Raw genomic sequence first — 26,439 nt, 5'->3', positions numbered from 1 at the left:
AGGGGGTGAACCCCTCGCAAGGCATCAGGTGGAGGAGGCGCTGTGAGCAGCGACCCGTGGGGCCGAGTCGACGAGACGGGCACCGTGTACGTGCGTACTGCCGATGGCGAGAAAGTCGTCGGTTCGTGGCAGGCGGGCACCCCTGAGGAGGCCCTGGCCTATTTCGAGCGCAAGTACGAGGGCCTGGTGGTCGAAATCGGCCTCCTCGAAAAGCGGGTGCGGACCACCGATCTGTCCGCCAAGGACGCGCAGACCGCGATCGACCACCTGCGTACGCAGGTCGACGAGCACCATGCCGTGGGTGACCTCGACGCTCTGCGCGTACGGCTGGACAAGCTGGTCGAGACCGTCGAGTCGCGGCGCGAGGAGCGCAAGGCCCAGAAGGCCAAGCAGACCGACGAGGCCCGCGCGGCCAAGGACGCGCTGGTCGTCGAGGCCGAGCAGCTGGCGCAGAGCGACCAGTGGCGCAGCGCGGGCGAGCGGCTGCGTGCCCTGGTGGACATCTGGAAGGGTCTGCCCCGGCTGGACCGCAAGTCGGACGACGAGCTGTGGCACCGCTTCTCGCACGCCCGCTCCGCGTTCTCCAAGCGCCGCAAGGCGCACTTCGCCTCGCTGGACGCGCAGCGCGAGGATGCCCGCAAGGTCAAGGAGAAGCTGGTCGCCGAGGCCGAGTCGCTGTCGAAGTCGACCGACTGGGGTCCGACGGCCGCCCGCTACCGCGACCTGATGGCGGACTGGAAGGCGGCGGGCCGGGCTCAGCGCGAGTCCGAGGACGACCTGTGGAACCGTTTCCGCGGTGCGCAGGACGTGTTCTTCGCGGCGCGCAGCGAGGTGTTCGCGGAGCGCGACGCCGAGCAGGGGGAGAACCTGAAGCTGAAGGAGGAGCTGGCCGACGAGGCCGAGAAGCTCGTCCCGATCACGGACCTGAAGGCGGCCCGTGCCGCGTTCCGCACCCTGAACGAGCGCTGGGAGGCCATCGGCCACGTGCCGCGGGACGCCCGGCCGAAGGTCGAGGGCCGGATGCACACGGTGGAGCGGGCCATCCAGGAGGCCGAGGAGGGCGAGTGGCGTCGTACGAACCCGGAGGCTCGGGCGCGTGCGGCCGGTCTGACGGGCCAGCTCCAGGCGGCGGTCGACAAGCTGCGTGAGCAGATCGACGCGGCGCGCGCCGCGGGCAACAACGCGAAGGCCGACAAGCTCTCGCGCGAGCTGGAGGGCCGTCAGGCCCTGCTGGACCAGGCCCTGAAGGGTCTGGAGGAGTTCGGCGGCTGAGAACTGGCCACTGTGCACGCACGAGGGCCCCGGTACGCGGATGCGTACCGGGGCCCTCGTGCGTGTGGCTACGGCCGGCGGGCCGAAGTCACACGGTAGACGTCGTAGACGCCCTCCACACCCCGAACGGCCTTCAGGACGTGGCCCAGGTGCTTGGGGTCGCCCATCTCGAAGGTGAAGCGGGAGGTGGCCACGCGGTCGCGGGAGGTCTGGACTGCGGCCGAGAGGATGTTGACGTGCTGGTCGGACAGGACGCGGGTGACGTCCGACAGCAGGCGGGACCGGTCCAGGGCCTCGACCTGGATGGCGACCAGGAAGACCGAGGACTGGGTGGGTGCCCACTCGACCTCCAGCATCCGCTCGGGCTCCTGGGAGAGGGAGTCCACGTTGACGCAGTCCGCCCGGTGAACCGATACGCCACTGCCGCGCGTGACGAAGCCGACGATCGGGTCCCCCGGCACCGGGGTGCAGCAGCGGGCCAGCTTGACCCACACGTCGTCGACGCCCTTGACGACCACGCCCGGGTCGGCGTTCTTGCGGCGCGTGCCCCGGGTCCGGGAGGGCGGGACGCTCTCCTCGATGTCCTCGTTGGCCGCTTCCTCGCCGCCGAGGGCCTGCACCAGCTTCTGTACGACGCCCTGCGCGGCCACGTGGCCCTCGCCGATCGCCGCGTACAGGGAGGAGATGTCGGGGTAGCGCATCTCGTGCGCGAGGGTGACGAGGGAGTCGCCGGTCAGGATGCGCTGGATCGGCAGGTTCTGCTTGCGCATGGCCCGCGCGATGGCGTCCTTGCCGTGCTCGATGGCCTCGTCGCGGCGCTCCTTGGAGAACCAGGCGCGGATCTTGTTGCGGGCGCGCGGGGACTTGACGAAGCCGAGCCAGTCGCGGGACGGTCCGGCACCCTCCGCCTTGGAGGTGAAGACCTCGACCAGGTCGCCGTTGTCGAGCGTGGACTCCAGCGGGACGAGGCGGCCGTTGACCCGGGCCCCTATGGTCCGGTGGCCGACCTCGGTGTGGACGGCGTACGCGAAGTCCACGGGCGTGGCCCCGGCGGGCAGCGCTATGACGTCGCCCTTGGGCGTGAAGACGAAGACCTCGTTGCGGGAGAGGTCGAAGCGCAGCGAGTCGAGGAACTCGCCTGGGTCCTCGGTCTCCTTCTGCCAGTCCAGCAGCTGGCGCAGCCAGGCCATGTCGTTGACCGTGTCCTGGCCGGCGCTGCCCTTGGCGGCCTGCGGGACGTCGGTGCGGACCTTGGAGGTGCCGGCGACGGTCTGCTGCTTGTACTTCCAGTGGGCGGCGATCCCGTACTCGGCACGGCGGTGCATGTCGAAGGTGCGGATCTGGAGCTCGACCGGCTTGCCGCTGGGCCCGATGACCGTCGTGTGGAGCGACTGGTACATGTTGAACTTGGGCATCGCGATGTAGTCCTTGAACCGGCCGGGGACCGGATTCCATCGCGCGTGCACCGTGCCCAGGGCCGCGTAGCAGTCCCGTACGGTGTCGACGAGGACGCGGATGCCCACCAGGTCGTAGATCTCCGCGAAGTCACGGCCGCGGACGATCATCTTCTGGTAGACGCTGTAGTAGTGCTTGGGCCGGCCGGTGACGGTGGCCTTGATGCGCGCGGCGCGCAGGTCGGTCTGCACCTCGTCGGTGACGACGGCGAGGTACTCGTCGCGCTTGGGGGCGCGCTCGGCGACGAGCCGCACGATCTCGTCGTACATCTTGGGGTAGAGGATCGCGAAGGCGAGGTCCTCGAGCTCCCACTTGATCGTGTTCATGCCCAGCCGGTGCGCCAGCGGGGCGTAGATCTCGAGGGTCTCGCGGGCCTTCTTCTCCTGCTTCTCCCGCTTGAGGTAGCGCATGGTGCGCATGTTGTGCAGGCGGTCGGCGAGCTTGATCACGAGGACCCGGGGGTCCTTGGCCATCGCCACGACCATCTTGCGGACGGTCTCGGCCTGGGCGGCCTCGCCGAACTTGACCCGGTCGAGCTTGGTGACGCCGTCGACGAGGAGGGCCACGGCGTCGCCGAAGTCGCGGCGCAGGTCTTCGAGGCCGTACTCGGTGTCCTCGACGGTGTCGTGGAGCAGACCGGCCATCAGGGTGGCGGGGTCCATGCCGAGCTCGGCGAGGATGGTGGTCACCGCGAGCGGGTGGGTGATGTACGGGTCACCGCTCTTGCGCTTCTGGCCGCGGTGCCAGCGCTCGGCGACCTGGTAGGCCTGTTCCAGCTGGCGCAGCGTCGCCGTCTCGATCTTCGGGTCGTTGCTGCGGACTATGCGGAGCAGGGGCTCCAGTACCGGGTTGTACGGGTTGGTGCGCTGGACGCCGAGCCGGGCGAGCCGGGCGCGCACCCGGTTGGAGGACCCGGCCGACTTCGCCGGCGCGGGCTTGACCGGCGGGGCCGGCGGGGGCGTGGCGGCGGGCGCCGCGGCCTGCTCGGCCTGCGGGTCTGGCTGCGCGGCGGAGAGTGGCTGGACCTCGTCTGGCAAGAGCGCTCCTCACGGGGGTCCCCCCAGACGGAGTCCGGGGGAGGATCCGGTGCCCGTGTCCGGTCCGGATAACCCATCGTAGCGAGGGTTCCGCTCCCTCGTTCGCCGAGCCTCCTTCCGGCTGGGCCGCAGGCCGGACTCCCGGCAGCGGCGCCGCACACGCGAAACGGCGGGTACCCGGGATGTCCCGGATACCCGCCGCTCGGCAAGCGAGAACGTCAGACCACGATCAGCGCATCCAGCGGAGCCTCACCCAGCGCACCGGCCAGCTTCGCCCGACCGGGCAGGAAGGACAGCTCCATCAGGACCGCCACCCCGGCGACCTCCGCGCCGGCCCGCCGGATCAGCGAGAGCGACGCCTCGGCGGTGCCACCGGTGGCCAGCACGTCGTCGATGACCATGACCCGGTCGCCGGCCGACAGATCCTCCGCGTGGACCTCGATCTCCGCGGTGCCGTACTCCAGCTCGTAGGACTGCGCCAGCGTCGCCCCCGGCAGCTTCCCGGCCTTGCGCACCGGCACGAAGCCGATCCCGGCCTGTACGGCCACCGGAGCCGCCAGGATGAACCCGCGCGCCTCCAGCCCGACGATCTTCGTCGCGCCGTACTGCCCGGCCAGCTCCACCAGCGCGTCCGTCAGCGCCGCGAACGCCTTCGGGTCCGCCAGCAGCGGGGTGATGTCCTTGAACATCACGCCCGGCTTCGGGTAGTCCGCCACGTCCTTGATCCGGCCGAGCAGCAGCTCGCGAACGTCCGCGGAGAGCAGCTCGGTCACCGGCGCCGTCCCTGTCGGCCCTGCGCCACGACCTGCGGCTCGTCCCCGGACTCGTAGCCCTCGTCCGCGGACTCGCCCTTCGCCGCCGCGGCCGCCCGCTTCGCGAGCACCCGCTTCTTCAGGGCCTTCATCGCCGGCTCGCGCTCCTTGAGGTCCACGACCAGCGGGGTCGCGATGAAGATCGAGGAGTACGCACCGGCCGCGAGGCCGACGAACAGCGACAGCGAGATGTCGTTCAGCATGCCGGCGTCCAGGAGGCCGCCGCCGATGAAGAGCAGGGCCGCGACCGGGAGCAGCGCCACGACCGTGGTGTTGATCGAGCGGACCAGCGTGCCGTTGATGCTGCGGTTGGCGACCTCGCTGTACGTCCAGCGGGTCTGCTTGGTGATGTCCTTCGACCCCTCCTTGAGACCGTCGAAGACGACGACGGTGTCGTAGAGCGAGTAACCGAGGATCGTCAGCAGACCGATGACCGTACCCGGGGTGACCTCGAAGCCGACCAGCGCGTAGATGCCGACGGTGATCGTGAGGTCGTGGATCAGGGCGATCAGTGCCGCGACCGCCATCCGCCACTCGAAGGCGATGGCCAGGTAGATCACCACGAGGACCATGAAGATGCCGAGGCCGGTCCAGGCCTTGTTGGCGATCTGCTCACCCCAGCTGGGGCCGACCAGGTCCGCGTTGATGTCGGCCTCGGTGACCTTGAGGTCGGTGGCGAGCTGCTTCTTCACGTCGGTCGCGGAGTCGGTGTCCAGACCGGAGATCTGGATCCGCAGGCCGCCGGTGCCGAGCTCTTGGACGATCGCGTCGTGGCCCGAGGCCTTCTCCGCGTCCTCCGTGGCCTTGGCGATCGAGACGGCCGTCTTCGGAGTGGTGAAGACGGCACCGCCCTTGAACTCGATGCCCATGTTGAGGCCCTGAATGGCCAGGGCCGCGATCGCCGTGATGGTGATCAGGATGGAAACGCCGTACCAGATGAAGCGCTTGCCGACGAAGTCGTAGCCGACCTCACCGCGGTACAGCCTGGCGCCGAGATCTCCCAGCTTCGACATCTCTCACGCCTCCTTTGCGTCGACGGGGGCGGGTGCGGCGGTACGGCGGGACCGGCGCAGCGGCGGCTTGGCACCGAGCCGCTTCGGGTCCAGCCCGGACCACGGGTGACCGCTGGCGAAGAACTTCGTACGCGCCAGCAGCGTCATGATCGGCTTGGTGAAGAGGAACACCACGACCACGTCGAGCAGGGTGGTGAGACCCAGCGTGAAGGCGAAGCCCTGCACCTTGCCGACGGTGACGATGAACAGCACCGCGGCCGCCAGGAACGACACGAAGTCGGAGACCAGGATGGTGCGCCGGGCCCGCGGCCAGGCACGCTCGACGGCCGGACGCAGGGTGCGGCCCTCGCGGATCTCGTCCCGGATGCGTTCGAAGTACACGATGAACGAGTCCGCCGTGATGCCGATCGCGACGATCGCACCGCAGACGGCGGGCAGGTTCAGCGCGAACCCGATGCCCTTGCCGAGCAGCGCCATGATCGTGTAGGTGAGGATCGCGGAGACCAGGAGGCTGACGATGGCGACGAACGCCAGGCCCCGGTAGTACACCAGCAGGTAGATCACCACGAGCAGCAGGCCGATGGCACCGGCGATCAGGCCGGCCTTCAGCTGCTCACCGCCGAGGGCGGCCGTGACGGTGGTGACGCTGTCCTCGCTGAAGGAGAGCGGCAGGGCGCCGTACGAGAGCATGTTGCCCAGGTCCTGCGCGGACTGCTGGGTGAAGCCGCCGGAGATCTCGGCGTTGCCGCCGGTCAGCGCCTGGCTGACGGACGGGTCGGAGATGACCTGGCCGTCGAGCACGATCGCGAACTGGTTCTGCGGCATCTGCTTGGTGGCGAGCTCACCGGTGATCTTGGCGAACTTATCGGCGCCCTTGTCGGTGAACTGCATCGTGACGATCCAGGCACCGCGCTGCGGGTCGATGACGCCCTTGGCGTCCTTCACGTCCTGGCCGTCGACCTGGGCCGGGCCGAGGATCCACTTGCCCCAGGCGGTGCCGCGCTGGCCACAGGCGACCATCGGGTCCGTGGGCTTGACGCCCTTGCCGGCGGCGGCGCGCTGCTCCTCGTTGGAGCAGTCCAGCTTCGCGAAGGCGTCCTGCAGGCCGGCGGCCGCGGTCTCCTCGGCCGACGGGGGCGTGGACGGCGACGGCGCGCCCGACGGGGAGCCCGACGGGGTCGCGGTGGCCTTGTTGTCGTCTGCCTTCTTCGACTCGCTACCCGAGGGGGTGGGAGTGGGGGCGTTCGGGGCCTTGAGGGCCTCGCTGAGCGCACGGCCCTGGGAAGTGGCGCTGGACGACGGGGTGGCCGACGGGGACTTGCCGTCCCCGGCCTTGGGGGCCTGCGAGCCGCTCGCGGAGGGGCTCGGGCTCTGGGTGCCCTCGGGAGCGGCGGGGGTGCCGTCGGCGAAGGCGAGGACCGGGCGGAAGTACAGCTGGGCGGTGGTACCGACCTGCTCGCGCGCCTGCTGCTCGTTCGTCCCCTTGGGGATGTTCACGATGATGTGGTCGCGGCCCTGCGTCTGGACCTCGGCCTCCTGCACGCCGAGACCGTTGACACGGCGCTCGATGATGCCGACCGCCGTGTTCATGTTGGTCTCGTTGATCGCGTCCGGCTTGCCGGGCTCGCTCTTGGCCTTGAGCGTGATGCTCGTGCCGCCGGCGAGGTCGATGCCGAGCCGGGGAGTCGTCTGCTTGGAGAGGAACATCCCCGCGGTGAGCGCCACCATCGCGATCAGGATGATCGCCAGGGCGCGCCCCGGCCTCCCCTGAGCCCCCGTGGGCCGCCGGCCCTTCTTCGGTGCTGCCACCTTGTCGTTTCTCCCTGTCCAACCGCCTGCGCCGGGTCAGCGCACGGACGGCCACGAAATGTGTGGTGGGGACCCCTGCCCCCCGCAGAAGTGGGTCACTGACCGGGACCGCGACGGCCGCCGATCAGGCGCCCTCGCGGTCCCCGGCCCGTGCGCTACTTCGCGCCGGGCTCGCCGTCCGCCTTGCCGTCCTTGGGCTCGTCGCCCTTGGGCTCGTCCTTCGGCTCGTCCTTCTTGCCGAGGTCCAGCTTCGGGGTCTCGTCCGCGTCCTTCTCGGTGAGGGAGGAGGCGTCGTCGGGGACGACCGGCGTGTCGATGGTCAGATCATCGGTCGCGCCGTGGACGATGCGGTTGTATTCCGCGTCGTCGAGGACGGCGCCGATGGAGTTCTTCGCGAAGATCGCGTGGACGCCGGGAGCCACCTCAAGGGTGACGGTGTCGTCGCCGATCTCCTTCACCGTGGCGTACATGCCGCCGATGGTGCGGACCCCGGTGCCGGGCGTCATGTGGTCGCGCATCTGCGCGGCCGCCTGCTGCTTCTTCTTCGCGGAGCGGGTCATCAGGAACATCGCCCCGATGAGCACGATGAACGGGAGGAGTGTCACGATATTCACGGGACGGAGATCCTTCGCACGACCGCACGCGGACGGCGGCCTTTTCTACGGGGGTGGGCATGCCGACCTGAAAGGGCGGCATCGGCGGAGTCTAGGCGAGTCCGCACCGATGGAACAACGCCCAGCATGGCACCGGGGTTCCTGAGGGTGCGAACGTCCGCGCCGTCAGGCCCTGAACAAGCCCTGTTGTCCGCTTGATCCGCTCCCGTGCTGCTGGGGCGGCACGAGCCCCAGGTGGGCCCAGGCGGCAGGCGTCGCGACGCGCCCCCGCGGGGTGCGTGCGAGCAGCCCTTCGCGGACGAGGAACGGCTCCGCGACCTCCTCCACGGTTTCCCGCTCCTCGCCGACGGCGACGGCGAGCGTGGAGAGGCCCACGGGCCCGCCGCCGAAGAGCTTGAGCAGCGCCTCCAGGACGGCCCGGTCCAGCCGGTCGAGCCCGCGCGCGTCCACCTCGTACACCTGGAGGGCGGTACCGGCCACCTCACGGTTGATCACACCGTCGGCGCGGACCTGGGCGTAGTCGCGGACCCGGCGCAGCAGGCGGTTGGCGATGCGCGGGGTGCCGCGGGAGCGGCCGGCGATCTCGGCGGCGCCGTCGACGTCGATCTCGACGTCGAGGAGGCGGGCGGAGCGGTGGATGACGCGCTCCAGCTCCTCGGGGGCGTAGAACTCCATGTGCCCGGTGAACCCGAAGCGGTCGCGCAGCGGGGGCGGCAGCAGTCCGGCCCGTGTGGTCGCCCCGACGAGGGTGAACGGGGGCAGCTCCAGCGGGATCGCCGTGGCCCCGGGCCCCTTGCCGACGATCACGTCGACGCGGAAGTCCTCCATGGCCATGTAGAGCATTTCCTCGGCGGGCCGGGACATGCGGTGGATCTCGTCGAGGAAGAGGACCTCGCCCTCCTGGAGGGAGGAGAGGATCGCGGCGAGGTCTCCGGCGTGCTGGATGGCGGGGCCGGAGGTGATGCGGATGGGCGCGCCCATCTCGGCCGCGATGATCATCGACAGGGTGGTCTTGCCGAGGCCGGGGGCGCCGGAGAGCAGGACGTGGTCGGCGGTCGCGCCGCGCTGGCGGGCCGCCTTGAGGACGAGGTCCAGCTGCTGGCGGACCTTCTCCTGACCGACGAACTCGCCGAGGTCCTTGGGACGCAGCGCCGCCTCGACGGCGGTGTCCTCCCCGTCGGCTGCCGGCGCGACAATGCGGTCGCTCTCGTCGTCCCAGTTCACGGTGTCAGTCTGCCTTCTCGGTTCGTACGGTGGTCCGGGGGCCGGCCCCCGGCAGCGGCGCCGCGCGGGCGGGTCAGCGGGCTCGGTTCAGGGACTGGAGCGCGGCGCGCAGGAGCTGCGGGACAGGGGCCGAGCCGCCGGCGGCGATGGCGGCCTCGGCCTGCGGGGTCACCGCGGAGACGGCCTCCTCGGCGTCACGGGACGCGTAGCCGAGCCCGATCAGCGCCGCGGCCAGCTGCTCGGTCCACGGCGCGGGCCCGGCGGCCACGGCCCGCTGCGCGCCGACCAGGCCGCTCGCGCCCAGCGGGGCCCCCAGCTTGTCCTTCAGCTCCAGGAGCAGCTTCTGCGCCCCCTTCTTGCCGATCCCCGGCACCGCCATCAGCGCCTTCTCGTCACCCGTCGAGACAGCCGTCCGCAGCGCGTCCGGGCTGTGCACCCCGAGCATCGCCTGCGCCAGCCTCGGCCCGACCCCGCTCGCGGTCTGGAGCAGTTCAAAGACCTGCCGCTCGTCGTCGTCGGCGAAGCCGTAGAGGGTGAGCGAGTCCTCCCGTACGACCAGCGAGGTGGCCAGCCGGGCCTGCTCGCCCATCCGCAGGCCGGCGATGGTGTTCGGCGTGCAGTGCACGGCCATGCCCACTCCCCCGACCTCGATCACGGCCAGGGTGGGGGCGAGCGCGGCGACCGGGCCGCTGACGAAGGCGATCATCGGGTACGGCCTTTCGAGCCAGAGGCGTGCAGGGCGACCGCCTGCTGGAGGCGGTTCTGGGCGGGGGCCCGCCAGATGTGGCAGATGGCGAGGGCGAGGGCATCGGCGGCGTCGGCGGGCTTCGGCGGTGCGTCCAGCCTGAGCAGCCGGGTCACCATGGCTCCGACCTGGGCCTTGTCGGCCCGGCCGCTGCCGGTGACGGCGGCCTTGACCTCGCTCGGGGTGTGCAGCGCGACCGGTATCCCGCGCCGGGCCGCGCACAGCATGGCGACGGCGCTCGCCTGGGCGGTGCCCATCACGGTGCTGACGTTGTGCTGGCTGAACACCCGTTCCACGGCGACGACTTCGGGCCGGTGGGTGTCGAGCCATTCCTCGATGCCCTGCTCGATGGCGACGAGCCGGTTGCCCAACTCGGCGTCCGCGGGGGTCCGTACGACCCCCACCGCGAGCATGGTCAGGGGGCGGCCGGCGACACCCTCGACGACGCCGATACCGCATCGCGTCAGCCCCGGGTCCACACCCAGTACGCGCACCGCCGCCCCCTCTTTTCGATCTTTTCGATCGCCTGTCCGTGTCTGTCCGTGCAGGCTATCGGGCGCCACTGACAAAGCGACGGGCCGACAGGGTGTGTCCTGTCGGCCCGTCCCATACAAGCGCCCCGCTCAGGCGTCGACCTTCTCCATGACCTCGTCCGAGACGTCGAAGTTGGCGAAGACGTTCTGCACGTCGTCGCTGTCCTCCAGCGCGTCGATCAGCTTGAAGATCTTGCGCGCGCCCTCTTCGTCCAGCTCGACCTGCATGGTCGGCAGGAAGTTGGAGTCGGCCGAGTCGTAGTCGATGCCCGCGTCCTGGAGAGCGGTACGGACGGCGACCATGTCGGTGGCCTCGCTGATGATCTCGAAGCTCTCGCCGAGGTCGTTGACCTCTTCGGCACCGGCCTCGAGCACCGTCTCCAGGACGTCGTCCTCGGAGAGCTCGCCCTTGGGCAGGAGGACGACACCCTTGCGGTTGAACAGGTACGAGACCGAGCCCGGGTCGGCCATCGAGCCGCCGTTGCGGGTCATGGCCACGCGCACGTCGGAGGCGGCGCGGTTGCGGTTGTCGGTGAGGCACTCGATGAGCACCGCGACACCGTTCGGACCGTAGCCCTCGTACATGATCGTCTCGTAGTCGGCGCCGCCGGCCTCGAGGCCGCCGCCGCGCTTGACCGCGGAGTCGATGTTCTTGTTGGGGACCGAGCTCTTCTTGGCCTTCTGGATGGCGTCGAAGAGCGTCGGGTTGCCATCGATGTCGGCGCCGCCCATGCGGGCCGCGACCTCGATGTTCTTGATCAGCTTCGCGAAGAGCTTGCCGCGCTTGGCGTCAACCACGGCCTTCTTGTGCTTCGTCGTAGCCCATTTAGAGTGGCCGGACATCTGCCTGTCTCCTTCGCGTCACCAACAGTGTTCGTCCCCGATCCTACCGGGAGCTGATTACAGCCCGGCGCGCACCATGTCGACGAAGTACGCGTGGACTCGGTCGTCGCCGGTCAGTTCGGGGTGGAACGACGTCGCGAGGACGTTGCCCTGGCGCACGGCGACCGTGTGGCCGTCGTACGTGGCGAGCACCTCGGCGGCGCCGCCGACGGACTCGACCCACGGGGCGCGGATGAAGACGCCCTGGACCGGGCCGCCCGCTATGCCCGCGAAGTCGATCTCCGCCTCGAAGGACTCGTTCTGGCGGCCGAAGGCGTTGCGGCGGACGATCATGTCGATGCCGCCCAGGGTCTCCTGGTCCTCACGGCCGTCCAGGAGCTTGTCGGCGAGCATGATCATGCCGGCGCAGGTGCCGTACACCGGCATGCCGGCCCGCACGCGCTCGCGCAGCGGCTCGAGCATGCCGAACAGCACGGCGAGCTTCGACATGGTCGTGGACTCGCCGCCGGGGATCACCAGGGCGTCTACCTCGGCGAGCTCCTCGGGACGCCGGACCGGCCTGGCCACGGCGTCCGCCGCGGCCAGGGCGATCAGGTGCTCCCGTACATCACCCTGGAGAGCCAGGACGCCGATAACGGGGGTGTTCGTCATGAGGTGATTACCAGCCGCGGTTGGCGTAGCGCTCGGCCTCGGGGAGGGTGTCGCAGTTGATGCCGACCATGGCCTCGCCCAGGTTGCGGGACGCGTCCGCGATGATCTTCGGGTCGTCGTAGAAGGTGGTGGCCTTCACGATGGCGGCGGCACGCTTGGCCGGGTCGCCCGACTTGAAGATGCCGGAGCCGACGAAGACGCCCTCGGCGCCGAGCTGGCGCATCAGGGCGGCGTCGGCCGGGGTGGCGACGCCACCGGCGGAGAACAGCACGACCGGGAGCTTGCCGAGCTCGGCGACTTCCTTGACGAGCTCGTACGGGGCGCGCAGCTCCTTGGCGGCGGCGAACAGCTCGTTGTTGTCGTAGCCGCGCAGGCGGGCGATCTCGTTCTTGATCTGGCGCAGGTGGCGAACGGCCTCGACGACGTTGCCGGTACCGGCCTCGCCCTTCGAGCGGATCATGGCCGCGCCCTCGGCGATGCGGCGCAGGGCCTCGCCCAGGTTGGTGGCACCACAGACGAAGGGGGTGGTGAAGGCCCACTTGTCGGAGTGGTTGACCTCGTCGGCCGGGGTCAGGACCTCGGACTCGTCGATGTAGTCGACGCCGAGGGACTGCAGGACCTGGGCCTCGACGAAGTGGCCGATGCGGGACTTGGCCATGACGGGGATCGAGACGGCCTCGATGATCTCTTCGATCATGTTCGGGTCCGACATGCGCGCCACGCCGCCGTCCTTGCGGATGTCGGCGGGGACCCGCTCGAGGGCCATGACGGCCACGGCGCCGGCGTCCTCGGCGATCTTCGCCTGCTCGGCGTTGACCACGTCCATGATCACGCCGCCCTTGAGCTGCTCGGCCATGCCGCGCTTGACGCGCGAGGTGCCGATGGCCGACTCAGCGGACTGGGGGGTGGTGGGAAGCGTGCTCACGGATTGACCTCACTCGAAAGGAAGACGGGTGCTACTGGCACTACTCTGCCGAGGAAACCCCACTGATCAGTCCACTACAAGGGCCAATGTGGAGCTTGTGGCCCCTTCACTTGTCCCCTGCGGCCCTAGACCGGCCTCTCGGCGAGATCCGCCGGAGGCTCGTCGTCCATTTCAAAGGCCAGCGGGAACGGCGCGTGCCCGGCCAGCCGGAACCAGCGGACCTTGCGGTGCCTGCGCAGGGCGCGGGCGGCCCGTACGGCGTCGTTGTGGAACCGGCGCGCCATGGGCACCCGGCGGACGGCCGCCGCCAGCTCCTCGGTGGCCGCGGCCCCACCCGGCGCGGCCTTCAGCACCTCGACCTGGTCGGCATCGGCGAACACCGCGCGCAGCGCCTGGCTGAGCTCGCTCTCGGCGACCTCCCGGTGCTCCTCCTCGGCCTGCCGCGCGGCGTGCGCGGCCTCGTACAGCACCAGGGAGGACGCGGGGTCGAGCACTCCGGAGGCGGCCACTTCCACCACCACGGAGGCCCTCCGCACGAGCTGCGCGTCCAGCGCGGCCCGCGAGGCGTCCATCCGCGAGTGCAACCGGTCGAGCCGGCCGGCGGTCCAGCTGAGGTAGACCCCGATGACACCGAGAGCCAGGGCAATCCAGACAAGGGTTTCGATCACGGGCCGCGACTTTACCGGCCCCTCAGGCGGACGAGTCCCGCGAGAAGCCCAGGCGGGTGCGGAGGGGGATGCGTTCGTCCGTGGCGACCGCCGCCGCGCCGTCCGTGACCGTTTCGTAGACCGCGAGGATGTCCGCGCCGACCGTGGACCAGTCGAAGCGGCGGACGTGCGCCGAGCCGCGGGCGCTGAGTTCCGCGCGGCGGGCCGGGTCGCGCAGGAGGGCGATCGCGCCGGTCGCGAGGGCGTCGGCGTTCTCGTTCGTGAAGAGGTCGCCCGCGCCGCCCTGGTCCAGGACCTGCGCGAAGGCGTCCAGGTCGGACGCCAGGACCGCCGCGCCCGCCGACAGGGCCTCGACCAGGATGATGCCGAAGCTCTCGCCGCCGGTGTTCGGGGCGACGTACACGTCGACGCTGCGCAGCAGCCGGGCCTTGTCCTCGTCCGAGACCATGCCGAGGAATTCGACGCGGGAGCGGAGGTCTGCCGGGAGGGAGGCCACCGCCTCCTCCTCGTCACCGCGGCCGGCGACGAGCAGCCGTACGTCCGGGCAGGCCGCCACGATCTTCGGGAAGGCCGCCATCAGCACGGGCAGGCCCTTGCGCGGCTCGTCGATGCGGCCGATGAAGCCCAGCGTCTGGCCGGACCAGGAGGGATTGGGTTCCGCGGAGGCGAAGAAGTCCACGTCGACACCGTTAGGGATCACCACCGCGTCCCCGCCGAGGTGCTCGACCAGCGTGCGCCGGGCGTACTCGCTCACCGCGATCCGGGCGCTGATCTTCTCCAGGGCCGGCTGGAGGATCGGGTACGCCGCGATCATCGCCCGCGAGCGCGGGTTCGAGGTGTGGAAGGTCGCCACGATCGGGCCCTGCGCCGCCCAGCAGGACAGCAGTCCCAGCGAGGGCGAGGCCGGCTCGTGGATGTGGATCACGTCGAAGGTGCCGTCGTGCAGCCAGCGCCGCACCCGCGCGGCGGAGAGGAAGCCGAAGTTCAGGCGGGCGACGGAGCCGTTGTAGGGCACCGGCACGGCGCGGCCCGCCGAGATCACGTACGGGGGCAGCGGGGTCTCGTCGTCCGCCGGGGCCAGGACCGACACGTCGTGGCCGAGGCGGATCAGGTGCTCGGCCAGGTCCCGGATGTGGAACTGGACGCCGCCCGGCACGTCCCACGAGTACGGGCACACGATGCCGATCTTCACTACGGGCGCTCCTCCAGGTCGTCGAGCCACAGCCGCTGAAGCATGTGCCAGTCCTCCGGGTGCTCGGCGATGCCCCACGCGAAGGCGTCCGCCAGGGCCTGCGTCATGGCCGCGGTCTTCTCGATCCGGGTCCCCGCCTTGGGAACCTCCACCTCGGGGTGGATCCGGCCGTACATCTTCGGCGTGTCCCCGTAGTGCAGGGTCGCCGGGAGCAGCACCGCCCCCGTCTGCTGGGCCAGCAGCGCCGGCCCGGCCGGCATGCGCGCCGGCGAGCCGAAGAAGTCCACCTCGACCCCGGAGGCCGACAGGTCCCGGTCCGCGACCAGGCAGACCAGGCCGCCGGAGCGCAGGCGGCGGGCGAGCGTGCCGAAGGCGGCGCCGCCGCTGTGCGGCAGGACCTCCATGCCCAGGCTCTCCCGGTAGGCCACGAACCGGTCGTAGAGGGTCTCGGGCTTGAGCCGCTCGGCGACCGTGGTGAACGGCGCCCCCATGTGGCCGATGGCCCAGGCCCCGGCGAGGTCCCAGTTGGCGAGGTGCGGCAGGGCCACGACCACTCCGCGCCCGGAGTCGAGGGCCTCGCGCAGCAGGTGCTCGTCCTTGAACTCGACGTCCGTGCTGAACCGCTTCGTGTCCATGGCCGGCAACCGGAAGGACTCCATCCAGTACCGCATGTACGAGCGCATGCCCGCGTGCGACAGCTCGCGCAGCCGCTCCGGCGTCGCGTCCGGCACCACCCGGGCCAGATTCGACTCCAGCCGCAGCACGCTCTTGCCGCGCCGCTTCCACACGAAGTCCGCGATCCGCCGGCCCAGGGCCACCGCGGCCGGCTCGGGCAGCTTCTTGACCCCGGCCCAGCCGAGCCCGTACAGCCCGTCGACCAGCTTGTCCTGCGCTGCGCCCATCAGGCAGTCCCGCCCTCGGCGGCGGCCGCGGCGGCGTCCGCCTCGGCCGACTCACGGCGTACGGTGACCACCCGCTGGATCAGCGTGACCAGCGAGCCGATCGCCACGATCCACAGCGCGATCGGCAGCAGCACCCCGATCCAGGACGGCACGCCGAAGGTCTGCAGCCCGGACAGGCCGGCCGCGACCAGCGAGATCACCAGCCGCTCGGCACGTTCGATCAGGCCGTTGACGGCCACCGGCAGCCCGATCGACTCGCCGCGCGCCTTCGTGTAGGAGACCACCTGGCCGCTGGCCAGGCAGAAGATCGTCACCGCGCACAGCGCGTTGTCGTTGCCGGAGCCCGCGTACCAGAGCGCGAGTCCGCCGAAGATCGCCGCGTCCGCCACCCGGTCGAGGGTGGAGTCGAGGAAGGCCCCCCACCGGCTGGAGACGCCGGCCTGGCGGGCCATGTTCCCGTCCACCAGGTCGGAGAAGACGAAGAGGGTGATGGTGATCGTGCCCCAGAAGAACTCTCCCCGGGGGAAGAAGACCAGCGCTCCCGCCACCACTCCGGCCGTGCCGATCAGGGTGACCGCGTCCGGGCTCACCCCCCGCCGGAGCAGAAAAGCGGCGAATGGCGTGAGAACACGCGTGAAGAATGCACGCGCGTACTTGTTCAGCATGGCCTTCCCGGAGGGTCGCTGGGCCGCACGGCCACCACGGCCACCGGCTGGCCCATCGTAGCCAGCGCGCCGCCCCCCGCACGCCGCGCACCCACCGGTTCGTGCCGCGTAAGACGTGCTTCACGTCACGGACCCCCTCGCGCACCCCTCCCCGTACGCCACCGGTACGACGTATGGACGCGGTGTGACACCAGTGCAAAGCTCGAATAGCCCCGCTTTTTCCCTCGAAGCATGCAGCCCTCCTAGAAGAATGCAGCCCTCTTCGAGGAAAGCAGCCCTCCTAGAAGGAATCAGCTTCCTCGAACGAATCCACCCTCCTCACCGTCACCACCGGGAGGCACGAGAATCATGGGAGCCACCTCACACCAAGCCGGAGCCGCCGGCAGGGCACTGACGGCCGACCGCCCCTCCTCCGTACGGAACGTCGTGCTGGTCGGCCACAGCGGATCGGGCAAGACCACGCTGGTCGAAGCCCTCGCCCTGACCGCCGGAGCGGTCAACCGGGCCGGCCGGGTCGAGGACGGTGCCACGGTCTCCGACTACGACGAGATCGAGCACCGCCGACAACGTTCCGTCCAGCTGTCCCTCGTCCCCGTCGAATGGGGCGGAATCAAGATCAACATCTTGGACACCCCCGGATACGCCGACTTCGTCGGAGAGCTCAGGGCCGGTCTGCGCGCCGCGGACGCGGCCCTTTTCGTCGTCTCGGCCTCCGACGGCATCGACGGCGCGACCCGCATGGTCTGGGACGAGTGCGAGGCCGTCGGCATGCCGCGCGCCATCGTCGTCACCCACCTGGAGGCCGCCCGCGCCGACTACACCCAGATGGCCAACATCTGCGGCGAGATCTTCGGCGCCGACGACCCCGACGCCGTCATCCCGCTCTACCTCCCCCTGCACGGCCCCGCCGGCCCCGACGGCCACGCCCCCGTGACCGGCCTCCTCGGCCTGCTCTCCCAGCGCGTCTACGAGTACTCCTCCGGCGAGCGCGCCGAGCGCGATCCGGACCCCGCCGAGCTCGCCCTCATCTCCGGCGCCCGATCCCGCCTCATCGAGGGGATCATCGCCGAGAGCGAGGACGAGAGCCTCATGGACCGGTACCTCGGCGGCGAGGACATCGACATCAAGACCCTCGTCGACGACCTGGAGCGCGCCGTGGCCCGCGGCACCTTCCACCCCGTCCTGATGGCGGCCCCCGCCGCCGAGGGCGCCAAGCAGGGACTGGGCACCGTGGAGCTCCTCGAGCTGATCACCGGCGGGTTCCCCACCCCCCTGGAGCGCCCCGCCCTGGCCGTCACCGCCCCGGACGGCGCCCCCCGCCCCGCCGTCACCTGCGATCCCGCCGGCCCCCTCCTGGCCGAGGTCGTCAAGACCTCCTCCGACCCCTACGTCGGCCGCGTCTCCCTCGTACGCGTCTTCTCCGGCACCCTGCGCCCCGAGGAGACCGTCCACGTCTCCGGTCACGGCCTCGCCGACCGCGGACACGAGGACCACGACGTGGACGAGCGGATCGGCACGCTCACCTCCCCCTTCGGCAAACAGCAGCGCACCCTCACCCGGTGCATCGCGGGCGACCTCGCCTGCGTGGCCAAGCTCACCCGCGCCGAGACCGGCGACACCCTCTCCGCCAAGGACGGCCCGCTCCTCATGGAGCCCTGGGCCATGCCCGACCCGCTGCTCCCCCTCGCCATCGAGGCCCACAGCAAGGCCGACGAGGACAAGCTCTCCCAGGGCCTGGCCCGCCTCGTCGCCGAGGACCCGACCATGCGGCTCGAGCAGAACCCGCACACCCACCAGGTCGTCCTGTGGTGCCTCGGCGAGGCCCACCAGGACGTCGCGCTGGAGCGGCTGCGCACCCGCTACGGCGTCCAGGTCGACGCCGTGCCCCACAAGGTGAGCCTGCGCGAGACCTTCGGGGCGAAGGCGGCGGGGCGCGGCCGCCACGTCAAACAGTCCGGCGGCCACGGCCAGTTCGCCATCTGCGAGATCGAGGTGGAGCCGCTGCCGCCCGGCAGCGGCATCGAGTTCGTCGACAAGGTCGTCGGCGGCTCCGTGCCCCGCCAGTTCATCCCGTCCGTGGAGAAGGGCGTACGCACCCAGGCCGCGCGCGGGGTCGCGGCCGGGTACCCGCTGGTCGACGTGCGCGTCACCCTCCTCGACGGCAAGGCGCACTCGGTGGACTCCTCCGACGCCGCGTTCCAGACCGCCGGCGCCCTCGCCCTGCGCGAAGCCGCCGCCGAGGCCCGCATCCACCTCCTCGAACCCGTCGCCGAGCTCTCCGTACTGATCCCCGACGAGTACGTGGGCCCCGTCATGAGCGACCTCGCGGGCCGTCGCGGCCGGGTCGTCGGCACGGAACAGGCGGGTCCGGGGCGCACCTGGGTCCGCGCCGAGATCCCCGAGATCGAGATCGGCCGCTACGCCGTCGAGCTGCGCTCCGTCTCGCACGGCACCGGCCGCTTCGCCCGGAACTACGCCCGCCACGAACCCATGCCACCTCAGATCGCCGAGAAGGTGCGCGAACAGGCGGAGAAGGGAACGTAATTGACATAGCGTCGGGAGACGCCGCCCACCCAACCTGCTTGCGGTGGGCGGCATTTCCCTGTCCCATGACCATGGGGTGAGATCGCCCGATAGGCTCATCGGCGCACCAAAGAGCACGAACGCACAGCGATGGGGGGCAGCGGTGGCGGACGACGGATTCGACTTCAGGCCCGGGGCACAGATTCCGCTCCAGGGCGGCGGGGGGCAGACGGCGGCGACCAACGCGCTGGCCTCCGCCGCGTACCGGGACGGCGCGAAGGACAGCGGGCTGGCCCTCATACTCGGGGCCAACAGCGAGAACCACCCCGCCACCGTCAAGCCCCCGAAGATCTCCCTCTTCGAGCCCAACCTCGGCGAGGCCTTCTGCCGGGCCGTCGAGGCCCGCACGCTGGCCTCCGGCCGCAAGCCGCTGATCCAGTCATTCGGAGCCGACCCGCAGACCGTCGTCGAGCACTGCCTGGCCGCCTCCCGCATCCGCAAGGAGCGCGACCAGAAGCTCCGCCTGATCATGCTGTTCTGCGGTGTGATGTTCCTGCCGGGTCTGCTGCTGTGGCTGGGCCTGTTCCAGCTCCGCAAGAGCCTGGCCTCCGGCGAGGGCAAGCGCGCGTCCTGGGTGGGCACCGCGCTCCTGGTCGGCGTCGGCATCGTGGTGGCCGTCCTGATGTTCAGGCTGCCTTTCACCGGCTTCTTCGGCCTCTACCTGCGCGGCATGATCATCGCCCCGGCCCTGGGCTGGCTGCTCGCCCGCCGACTCTGCGAGTCCACCGCCCGCGACCTGCGCTCCCGCTGGGACGGGCTGCTGGACGGTGACGGGATCGGCGCCAAGATCCCGGAGGCGGTGCCGGGCAATCCCGACGAGAAGGCCCGCGAGGACCTGCGCCACCAGCTGGCCAAACTGACCGCGGAGGACCGTAGCAACCACGTCTTCTACGCGGGCCCCAAGGGCATCCTCGGCATGGGCACCCGCTGGGGCAGCTGGCAGATGGCCGAGGAGCTCACCCCCAAGGCCGAGGTCGCCGAGATCCACCCCTTCCGCAGCTGGGACGTCATACGCGCGATCGACACCCAGCTCCGCAAGCTGGAGCGCGGGCCCCTGCACACCGGCGGCTTCCCGCCCGCCGCCATACAGCACTGGATCGTCACCCCGATCGGCGAGGGAGCCGGGGAGGTGGCCCGCCCGACCGGTGAGAACGTCGACACCTTCCTCATCAAGCCGCACGAGATCACCCGGATCTGCAACGAGCAGCAGTTCAGCGCCGGCAACCGGCACTACCTGGGCATCCAGTACCCGCTGTGGGACGGCCAGTTGGTCATCACCATGCTGGTGACCGTCACCGTGCTCTACAAGACGCTGCGGGTGGACGTCACCGCGCACGCCCTGGGCCCCGTACACGGCCTGTTCACGACGAAGTCCAAGGCCCCGGTGGTGGAGGTGCCCAAGAGCATCCGCTTCTGGGAGACCGTGGAGCGGCCGCTGCCGCTGGTGGACGCGCAGGAGGTCGTACGGCTGGCCGTGCGGGCCCCGCTCACCTGGTACCCGCCGGTCCTCGACTTCTTCGGCGGCAAGCTGGTCCTGCCCGAGCCCTTCGGCCTGCGTCACGTGTGGGCGAGCTCGATGTGGCGCCACCGGTTCATGGCCGATGACGCCCTGCGCACGGTGGCCCCGGTCCTGCGGTCCGTCCACGCCGCGACCTTCAAGGTCCTGGAGGAGAACGGCGTCGACACCGACCGCTTCACCAACCGTTCCTCGATCATGAGCGGTCTGATCCAGGAGCCGGCACCGCGCAAGGCGGACGTGTACGACGCGTAGGCAGGAGGCGTGGGCAGGACGCGTGGGTAGGCTGAAGGCGAGTCCGAGCCGATCCCGGATCCGGAGGAGCTGGCGACCATGACCGAGCGCAAACCGCCTGGTTTCGACATCGAGTCCTGGGTGGACCGGCAGATCAGGGAGGCCGCCGACCGCGGCGAGTTCGAGAGCCTGCCGGGCTGGGGCAAGCCGCTGGCCTCCCTGGACGCCCCCTACGACGAGCTGTGGTGGATCAAGGGGAAGCTGCACCGCGAGGGATTCTCCGCCCTGCCTCCGTCGCTCGCGCTGCGCAAGGAGGCCGAGGACGCGAGGGAGGCGGCCCTCGCGGCCCGTTCCGAACGCCAGGTGCGGGACATCCTCACGGAGATCAACGAGAAGATCCGCGCGGCCCTGCGCATGCCGCCGCAGGGCCCGCCGCTGAACCTCACGGAGTTCGACGTCGAGGACGTGCTGCGCACCTGGCGCGAGGCACGCGCCGCGTAGCGCAGGTCAGCCCGTGGGCCAGGAATCGGCGAGCATCTGGCGGGTGTCCGCGAGGAGTTGGGGCAGCACCTTGGTGTGACCGACGACCGGCATGAAGTTCGTGTCCCCGCCCCAGCGGGGCACGATGTGCTGGTGCAGGTGCGCGGCGATGCCGGCCCCGGCGGCCGCGCCCTGGTTCATGCCGATGTTGAAACCGTGCGCTCCGGAGGCCTTGCGCAGCGCGATCATGGCCCGCTTGGTGAGGTCGGCCAGCTCGGCCGTCTCGGGGGCGTCGAGCTCGGTGTAGTCGGCGACGTGCCGGTACGGGACGACCATCAGGTGGCCGCCGTTGTACGGGTAGAGGTTCAGCACCGCGTAGACGTGCTTGCCGCGGGCGACGATCAGGCCGTCCACGTCGGACATCTCCGGAATCCCGCAGAAGGGACAGCCGTCCCCGGCCTCCGGGCCGGTCGGCTTGTTCTCCCCCTGGATGTAGGCCATCCGGTGGGGCGTCCACAGACGCTGGAACGCGTCCTGCGTGCCCACACCGATCTGCTGCTCCGGCTCAGTCGTCATGGCGGCAAGCATATGACCTTGCCTGCGCGTACGAGGAAGGCCCCCGGAAAGTGATCACTTTCCGGGGGCCTTCCTCGTACGGGGCAACGTGCGGATCAGACCTGGACGCGGTCCGCGACGACCTTGGCCAGCTTGGCCAGCGCCTCGTCCTTGGGGATGCCGTTCTCCTGCGAACCGTCGCGGTAGCGGAAGGAGACGGTGCCCGCGGCCATGTCCTCGTCACCGACGATGATCATGAACGGGACCTTGAGCTTCTGGTGGTTGCGGATCTTCTTCTGCATCCGGTCGGAGGAGGCGTCCACCTCGACCCGCAGGCCCTGCTTCTTCGCCGCCGCGGCGAACTCCTGCAGGTACTCGACGTGCCCGTCGCCGATCGGGATGCCGACCGCCTGGACGGGGGCCAGCCACGGCGGCATGGCGCCCGCGTAGTGCTCCAGCAGCACGGCGAAGAACCGCTCGATCGAGCCGAACAGCGCACGGTGGATCATGACCGGCCGCTGTCGCGAGCCGTCCGGGGCGGTGTACTCGAGGTTGAACCGCTCCGGCAGGTTGAAGTCCAGCTGGACGGTCGACATCTGCCAGGTACGGCCGATGGCGTCCCGCGCCTGCACGGAGATCTTCGGGCCGTAGAAGGCCGCGCCGCCCGGGTCGGGGGTCAGCGGGAGGCCCTGCTTCTCGGCGACCTGCTGGAGGACGGCGGTCGCCTCCTCCCAGACCTCGTCCGAGCCGACGAACTTCTCCGGGTCCTTGGTGGACAGCTCCAGGTAGAAGTCGGTCAGACCGTAGTCGCGCAGCAGGTTCAGCACGAACGTGAGCGTGCGGTCGAGCTCCTCCGCCATCTGCTCACGGGTGCAGTAGATGTGCGCGTCGTCCTGGGTGAAGCCCCGGGCACGGGTCAGGCCGTGCACGACGCCCGACTTCTCGTACCGGTACACGGTGCCGAACTCGAAGAGGCGCAGCGGCAGTTCGCGGTAGGAGCGGCCGCGCGCGTCGAAGATCAGGTTGTGCATCGGGCAGTTCATGGGCTTGAGGTAGTAGTCGGTACCACCGTCGAGCTGCATGGGGGGGTACATGCCCTCCGCGTACCAGTCCAGGTGCCCGCTCTTCTCGAAGAGCGCGCCCTTGGTGGCGTGCGGGGAGTAGACGAACTCGTAGCCCTCTTCCTCGTGCCGGCGGCGCGAGTAGTCCTCCATGGTCCGGCGGATGATGCCGCCGCGCGGGTGGAAGACGGCCAGGCCGGAGCCGATCTCGTCCGGGATGGAGAAGAGGTCCAGCTCGTTGCCGAGCTTGCGGTGGTCGCGCTTCTCGGCCTCGGCGAGGAAGTCGAGGTGGGCCTTCAGCTCCTCCTTCGACGGCCACGCGGTGCCGTAGATGCGCTGGAGCATCGGGTTCTTCTCGCTGCCGCGCCAGTAGGCGGCGGCGTTGCGCATGAGCTTGAAGGCCGGGATGTTGCGGGTGGTGGGCAGGTGGGGACCGCGGCAGAGGTCCTTCCAGCACAGGTCCCCGGTCTTGGCGTCCAGGTTGTCGTAGATGGTCAGCTCGCCGCCGCCCACCTCGACGTTCGCGCCGTCGTCGGTGGACGCGGAGCCCTTGATGCCGATCAGCTCGAGCTTGTACGGCTCGTCCGCGAGCTCCTCGCGGGCCGCCTCGTCGGTGACCACGCGACGGGCGAACTTCTGCCCGCGCTTCTGGATCTCCTGCATCTTCTTCTCGATGGCCTTGAGGTCATCGGGGGTGAAGGGCCTGGCGACGTCGAAGTCGTAGTAGAAGCCGTTCTGGACCGGCGGGCCGATGCCCAGCTTGGCCTCGGGGAAGAGCTCCTGCACGGCCTGCGCCATGACGTGCGCGGTCGAGTGGCGCAGGATGTTGAGGCCGTCCTCGGAGGAGATCTCCACCGGCTCGACGGTCTCGCCGTCCTTCACCTCGTACGCGAGGTCCTTGAGCTCGCCCGCGACGCGCGCGGCGACGATGGTGCGCTCGCCGGCGAAGAGCTCAGCCGCCGTAGTGCCCGTGGCCACCACGCGCTCGTCCCGCTCGGAATCGCGTTGGATGATCACACGGACGTCTGACACCGGTCTCTCCTGACTCAGGGGGTGCGCGAGCGAACACTGCGCGCCTGAATCGTACCGAGCGGAGTGGCTGCGCCGCTAAACGGTTATCGGTGGGTGTCCCGCCGGGCAGCGCCCGGGCTCCGCCCCCGACCCGCCGGGATACCTTGGGGGCCTCCCGACCCGCGCCCCGAAGGGATCCGTATGCCGAGCCCGCAGATCCGCCCGCTGGACCTGGCCGACGACACCACCGCGGCCGCCGTGCACCGGATCGGGCGGGCCGCGTACGCGGTGGAGGCGCGGCTGATCGGCTTCGACGGGATCCCCGCGCTGCGCGAGAGCCTGGCCGAGATGCGGGCGCGGGCGCGGGAGCTGAACTGGCTCGGCGCCGTCTCCGAGGGCGGGGAGCTCGCCGGTTTCCTCGCCTGGGAGGACGAGGCCGACGGCGGCGTCTGCATGGACCGGCTCTGCGTGGAGCCCGCCTGGTTCCGCCGGGGCATCGCCTCACTGCTGCTGCGCCACGCCCTGGCCGAGGTCTTCCCGGGCCGCGCCGTCGAGGTCACGACGGGCGCGGCCAACGCCCCCGCCGTGACCCTGTACGAACGCCTGGGCTTCACCCGGGGCCCGGACTTCTCCCCGACCCCCGGCCTGACCATGGCCTCGTTCCGCACCCGCCCCCAGGACCCGTCCTAGTCGTCGGACGGCAGTACGTCCTCGGGATCGAACGCCGCGTCCATCGACTTCATCAGCCGGTCCCGCTCGACCTCGTCCAGCGGCACCGGGGTCACGTCCGTGACGTCGGCGAGCCGGCGGAAACCGCCCCGCCGCTGCAAGCGCCCGCTGACCCGGACCGGCAGGCCCACCAGGTGCGCGTGGCCCGCCACCCGGTACGCCTCCTCGTCCAGCGCGACCCGGACGTACGGGATCTCCGCCCCCGCCAGGACCCGCAGCCGGACCGTGCCCCCGCCGCCCGCGGCCGAGCGCCGCATCCGCACCACCGCGCCCGCGATCCGGACCGGGACGGCCGGCTCGGTCCGGGTGTAGCGGGCGGCCGCCTCGCGGAGCACCGGCAGGTCGCCGGGCGAGAACTCCACCGGCTCCGGCCGGGCCGCGCACCCAGCCGGGACCCCCGCCGCCGGCGCCCAGGCCAGCGCGATCCGGGCCCCCTCGGAGCCACGGACCAGTGCGATCAGCGCATCGGCCAGCTCCCGGCTGACCCCGGCCCGGACGGCCGCGTCGAAGGCCTCCATGCCGCCCGTAGCCCGCCGGTAGTCCACCGCCTCGCGGGCCGCGTGCAGCGCGTGGTGCAGCCGCGTCACGGTCCCCCGCCCGCCGTCCACGGGCACGTACGCGGCGAGCCGCCGCCCGCCCGGGGCCGGCCCCACCAGGACCCCCTCCAGGGCCCGTTCGGCCTGCGCCCGGTGCCGGGCTCCGTAGTACCCGGCCCTCGCCCGGTCGGCCAGGGCCCCGGCCAGCAGCAGCCGGCGGGCCGCCGAGCGCAGCTGTTCCTGCACCGTCCAGTCGGCCTCGCCCCGGAGCCCGTACGCCCCTTCGGGGATCTCCCGCTCCCAGCGGACCTCGTCGCTCGGCACGCTCAGCCCGTACAGCACCTCCCGCGCCGACGGCAGGGCGCTGCGCGAGAGCGCGGTCAGCGCCTCCTCCAGCAGGTCCGCGCAGTCGGGGAAGGTGCGGCTCTCGGGGACGAGCAGGCTGGTGCCCCCGCTGCCCGACGCGTGGGCGGCGGGCGGGGTCCAGCGCCCGTAGCGCCCGGCGGCCCCGCCGCGCCGCAGCCAGCCGTGCCGGTGCAGCAGCGCGCCCAGCACCGCCGGGTCGACGTGCGCGGGGTCGGGCGCGCCGGAGGCGAACTCCGGGGACGACAGTGGTTCGAGGTGCGATGCGTGCCAGTTCATCAGGGTGTCCCTCCCGACCCGACCCGGGTCATGATCTCGCACAGCGCACGGTCGTCGAAGATCCGCGTGGTCGGGATCCGTACGGTGGTCCGGCGCCGGCCGGTCACGGGGTGTCCGGCGAGGTTGGTCCAGTAGCAGCAGTGCCGCAGGTCGAGCCGGTCGTGTCCGGCGGCGAGCCACTGGTCGCGCTCCCGCGGGACGAGCATCACGACGAGGATCTTGTGGACGGCGACCGGGGTGCGGGCCAGTTTCACCAGGTGCTCGTTGTCCAGGGTGAAGCCGAAGGTGGGCCCGGCCGGCCGCGGCGGTATCTGGTAGGTCGCCTTCAACTGCACCTTGATGGTGACCTCGTCGTCGACGACGTGCTCGGGGGCGCCGTGGCTGACGTGCCAGTCGATGCCGTTGTCCGGAAAGGGCTGGGACAGCGAGCAGCCGGCCGCGGCGGCGACGGCGTGCAGGTATCCCACCTGAAGGGTCTCCATGCAGGCGGTGGTGGCGAGTGTGCCGCGCAGCGGTCCGCTCCGCGCCTCGCCCGGCGTACCGGTGCGCGGATCGATCTGCCCCGCCAGCACCCCGCCCTGTTCGGGCTGCGCGAGCGCCATGGCCGGCTCCCCATGCCTTCCGGGCTCTGCCGTGGGTGGTGGGTGGTGGGGTGACGACCGGTCATGTGCACGGCCCCCCATGGATGTTGTCTCCGCACCCGGGTCCCCGCAAACGGCGTACGGGGCAAAC

General features: G+C 70.9%; 24 protein-coding genes. 5 read left to right on the top strand and 19 right to left on the bottom strand.

Annotation, left to right across the window (positions count from 1 at the left end; all coding sequences use genetic code 11):
• Window positions 1-42 precede the first annotated feature (42 nt).
• A complete protein-coding gene (locus tag OHA89_RS29680) occupies window positions 43-1,272 on the top strand; it encodes a DUF349 domain-containing protein (RefSeq protein ID WP_215144333.1) in 1,230 nt (409 codons plus the stop codon).
• Window positions 1,273-1,340: 68 nt separating this feature from the next.
• On the opposite strand, the gene OHA89_RS29675 is transcribed toward OHA89_RS29680, so the two are convergent.
• The 15 genes from OHA89_RS29675 to pgsA form a co-directional block, all read right to left on the bottom strand.
• Window positions 1,341-3,764, bottom strand: coding sequence for a bifunctional (p)ppGpp synthetase/guanosine-3',5'-bis(diphosphate) 3'-pyrophosphohydrolase (locus OHA89_RS29675; protein ID WP_257557175.1), 2,424 nt, complete (start codon window positions 3,762-3,764; stop codon window positions 1,341-1,343).
• Window positions 3,765-3,982: 218 nt separating this feature from the next.
• Complete coding sequence (locus OHA89_RS29670; RefSeq protein WP_374199269.1) at window positions 3,983-4,537, bottom strand: adenine phosphoribosyltransferase; 555 nt, start codon at window positions 4,535-4,537, stop codon at window positions 3,983-3,985.
• Complete coding sequence (gene secF / locus OHA89_RS29665) at window positions 4,534-5,589, bottom strand: protein translocase subunit SecF (RefSeq protein WP_215144337.1); 1,056 nt, start codon at window positions 5,587-5,589, stop codon at window positions 4,534-4,536. Before secF ends, OHA89_RS29670 begins: the two co-directional genes overlap by 4 nt.
• A gap of 3 nt (window positions 5,590-5,592) precedes the next feature.
• Window positions 5,593-7,398 carry a protein translocase subunit SecD gene (secD, locus tag OHA89_RS29660; protein ID WP_406367482.1) on the bottom strand — a complete coding sequence of 602 codons (1,806 nt, stop codon included), beginning with the start codon at window positions 7,396-7,398 and terminating at the stop codon, window positions 5,593-5,595.
• A 155-nt stretch (window positions 7,399-7,553) separates the two neighbouring features.
• A complete protein-coding gene (gene yajC / locus OHA89_RS29655) occupies window positions 7,554-8,012 on the bottom strand; it encodes a preprotein translocase subunit YajC (RefSeq protein WP_266610766.1) in 459 nt (152 codons plus the stop codon).
• A gap of 165 nt (window positions 8,013-8,177) precedes the next feature.
• Window positions 8,178-9,236: a Holliday junction branch migration DNA helicase RuvB gene (gene ruvB, locus OHA89_RS29650; RefSeq protein ID WP_215144343.1), complete on the bottom strand. Its 1,059-nt coding sequence runs from the start codon at window positions 9,234-9,236 to the stop codon at window positions 8,178-8,180.
• Window positions 9,237-9,309: 73 nt separating this feature from the next.
• Window positions 9,310-9,942, bottom strand: a complete 633-nt coding sequence (gene ruvA, locus OHA89_RS29645) for a Holliday junction branch migration protein RuvA (RefSeq protein WP_257557170.1) — start codon at window positions 9,940-9,942, stop codon at window positions 9,310-9,312.
• Window positions 9,939-10,475: a crossover junction endodeoxyribonuclease RuvC gene (ruvC, locus tag OHA89_RS29640; protein ID WP_215144354.1), complete on the bottom strand. Its 537-nt coding sequence runs from the start codon at window positions 10,473-10,475 to the stop codon at window positions 9,939-9,941. The genes ruvA and ruvC overlap by 4 nt, the downstream gene beginning before the upstream one ends.
• 129 nt (window positions 10,476-10,604) lie before the next feature.
• Window positions 10,605-11,357, bottom strand: a complete 753-nt coding sequence (locus OHA89_RS29635; protein ID WP_215144356.1) for a YebC/PmpR family DNA-binding transcriptional regulator — start codon at window positions 11,355-11,357, stop codon at window positions 10,605-10,607.
• A gap of 57 nt (window positions 11,358-11,414) precedes the next feature.
• Window positions 11,415-12,008, bottom strand: a complete 594-nt coding sequence (pdxT, locus tag OHA89_RS29630; protein ID WP_215144358.1) for a pyridoxal 5'-phosphate synthase glutaminase subunit PdxT — start codon at window positions 12,006-12,008, stop codon at window positions 11,415-11,417.
• 7 nt (window positions 12,009-12,015) lie between these two features.
• Window positions 12,016-12,933 carry a pyridoxal 5'-phosphate synthase lyase subunit PdxS gene (gene pdxS, locus OHA89_RS29625; protein ID WP_215144360.1) on the bottom strand — a complete coding sequence of 306 codons (918 nt, stop codon included), beginning with the start codon at window positions 12,931-12,933 and terminating at the stop codon, window positions 12,016-12,018.
• A 125-nt stretch (window positions 12,934-13,058) separates the two neighbouring features.
• Window positions 13,059-13,601, bottom strand: coding sequence for a hypothetical protein (locus OHA89_RS29620; RefSeq protein ID WP_215144363.1), 543 nt, complete (start codon window positions 13,599-13,601; stop codon window positions 13,059-13,061).
• Between the two features lie 22 nt (window positions 13,602-13,623).
• Complete coding sequence (locus OHA89_RS29615) at window positions 13,624-14,793, bottom strand: glycosyltransferase family 4 protein (protein ID WP_257557167.1); 1,170 nt, start codon at window positions 14,791-14,793, stop codon at window positions 13,624-13,626.
• Window positions 14,793-15,695, bottom strand: a complete 903-nt coding sequence (locus OHA89_RS29610) for a phosphatidylinositol mannoside acyltransferase (RefSeq protein WP_266610762.1) — start codon at window positions 15,693-15,695, stop codon at window positions 14,793-14,795. Before OHA89_RS29610 ends, OHA89_RS29615 begins: the two co-directional genes overlap by 1 nt.
• Window positions 15,695-16,360, bottom strand: a complete 666-nt coding sequence (pgsA, locus tag OHA89_RS29605; protein WP_266610761.1) for a phosphatidylinositol phosphate synthase — start codon at window positions 16,358-16,360, stop codon at window positions 15,695-15,697. Before pgsA ends, OHA89_RS29610 begins: the two co-directional genes overlap by 1 nt.
• Window positions 16,361-16,708: 348 nt before the next feature.
• On the opposite strand from pgsA, the gene OHA89_RS29600 reads away from it, so the two are divergent.
• From OHA89_RS29600 to OHA89_RS29590, 3 genes are all read left to right on the top strand, one after another.
• Entirely contained in the window at window positions 16,709-18,904 is a 2,196-nt protein-coding gene (locus tag OHA89_RS29600; protein ID WP_266610759.1) for an elongation factor G-like protein EF-G2, read from the top strand.
• Between the two features lie 142 nt (window positions 18,905-19,046).
• A complete protein-coding gene (locus tag OHA89_RS29595) occupies window positions 19,047-20,714 on the top strand; it encodes a hypothetical protein (protein WP_406367477.1) in 1,668 nt (555 codons plus the stop codon).
• A gap of 78 nt (window positions 20,715-20,792) precedes the next feature.
• Window positions 20,793-21,194, top strand: a complete 402-nt coding sequence (locus OHA89_RS29590) for a DUF1992 domain-containing protein (RefSeq protein ID WP_406367475.1) — start codon at window positions 20,793-20,795, stop codon at window positions 21,192-21,194.
• A 6-nt stretch (window positions 21,195-21,200) separates the two neighbouring features.
• On the opposite strand, the gene OHA89_RS29585 is transcribed toward OHA89_RS29590, so the two are convergent.
• Window positions 21,201-21,761 carry an HIT domain-containing protein gene (locus tag OHA89_RS29585; protein WP_215144382.1) on the bottom strand — a complete coding sequence of 187 codons (561 nt, stop codon included), beginning with the start codon at window positions 21,759-21,761 and terminating at the stop codon, window positions 21,201-21,203.
• Window positions 21,762-21,844: 83 nt separating this feature from the next.
• Window positions 21,845-23,821 carry a threonine--tRNA ligase gene (gene thrS / locus OHA89_RS29580; protein WP_257557155.1) on the bottom strand — a complete coding sequence of 659 codons (1,977 nt, stop codon included), beginning with the start codon at window positions 23,819-23,821 and terminating at the stop codon, window positions 21,845-21,847.
• Between the two features lie 180 nt (window positions 23,822-24,001).
• Between thrS and OHA89_RS29575 the strand changes: the two genes are divergently transcribed.
• Entirely contained in the window at window positions 24,002-24,490 is a 489-nt protein-coding gene (locus tag OHA89_RS29575; RefSeq protein ID WP_406367472.1) for a GNAT family N-acetyltransferase, read from the top strand.
• Here OHA89_RS29575 and OHA89_RS29570 read toward each other — a convergent pair.
• Both OHA89_RS29570 and OHA89_RS29565 read right to left on the bottom strand, forming a co-directional pair.
• Window positions 24,487-25,707: a hypothetical protein gene (locus OHA89_RS29570; RefSeq protein WP_266610750.1), complete on the bottom strand. Its 1,221-nt coding sequence runs from the start codon at window positions 25,705-25,707 to the stop codon at window positions 24,487-24,489. The two genes, OHA89_RS29575 and OHA89_RS29570, sit on opposite strands and share 4 nt — an antisense overlap.
• Window positions 25,707-26,309, bottom strand: coding sequence for a DUF4365 domain-containing protein (locus OHA89_RS29565; protein WP_215144387.1), 603 nt, complete (start codon window positions 26,307-26,309; stop codon window positions 25,707-25,709). The genes OHA89_RS29570 and OHA89_RS29565 overlap by 1 nt, the downstream gene beginning before the upstream one ends.
• Window positions 26,310-26,439: the final 130 nt, after the last annotated feature.

The organism is Streptomyces sp. NBC_01546, assembly GCF_045208355.1.
Classification (GTDB): Bacteria; Actinomycetota; Actinomycetes; order Streptomycetales; family Streptomycetaceae; genus Streptomyces.
This window is presented reverse-complemented; position numbering and strand designations above follow the sequence as displayed.

What these genes read in the sequence shown, in the direction of transcription:
- OHA89_RS29570 (WP_266610750.1), bottom strand. Translation starts at nt 25,707, where the DNA reads ATGAACTGGCACGCATCGCACCTCGAACCACTGTCGTCCCCGGAGTTC.
- OHA89_RS29585 (WP_215144382.1), bottom strand. Translation starts at nt 21,761, where the DNA reads ATGCTTGCCGCCATGACGACTGAGCCGGAGCAGCAGATCGGTGTGGGC.
- OHA89_RS29590 (WP_406367475.1), top strand. Translation starts at nt 20,793, where the DNA reads ATGACCGAGCGCAAACCGCCTGGTTTCGACATCGAGTCCTGGGTGGAC.
- pgsA (WP_266610761.1), bottom strand. Translation starts at nt 16,360, where the DNA reads ATGCTGAACAAGTACGCGCGTGCATTCTTCACGCGTGTTCTCACGCCA.
- OHA89_RS29575 (WP_406367472.1), top strand. Translation starts at nt 24,002, where the DNA reads ATGCCGAGCCCGCAGATCCGCCCGCTGGACCTGGCCGACGACACCACC.
- pdxT (WP_215144358.1), bottom strand. Translation starts at nt 12,008, where the DNA reads ATGACGAACACCCCCGTTATCGGCGTCCTGGCTCTCCAGGGTGATGTA.
- OHA89_RS29610 (WP_266610762.1), bottom strand. Translation starts at nt 15,695, where the DNA reads ATGGGCGCAGCGCAGGACAAGCTGGTCGACGGGCTGTACGGGCTCGGC.
- ruvA (WP_257557170.1), bottom strand. Translation starts at nt 9,942, where the DNA reads ATGATCGCCTTCGTCAGCGGCCCGGTCGCCGCGCTCGCCCCCACCCTG.
- OHA89_RS29565 (WP_215144387.1), bottom strand. Translation starts at nt 26,309, where the DNA reads ATGGCGCTCGCGCAGCCCGAACAGGGCGGGGTGCTGGCGGGGCAGATC.
- OHA89_RS29600 (WP_266610759.1), top strand. Translation starts at nt 16,709, where the DNA reads ATGGGAGCCACCTCACACCAAGCCGGAGCCGCCGGCAGGGCACTGACG.
- OHA89_RS29635 (WP_215144356.1), bottom strand. Translation starts at nt 11,357, where the DNA reads ATGTCCGGCCACTCTAAATGGGCTACGACGAAGCACAAGAAGGCCGTG.
- secF (WP_215144337.1), bottom strand. Translation starts at nt 5,589, where the DNA reads ATGTCGAAGCTGGGAGATCTCGGCGCCAGGCTGTACCGCGGTGAGGTC.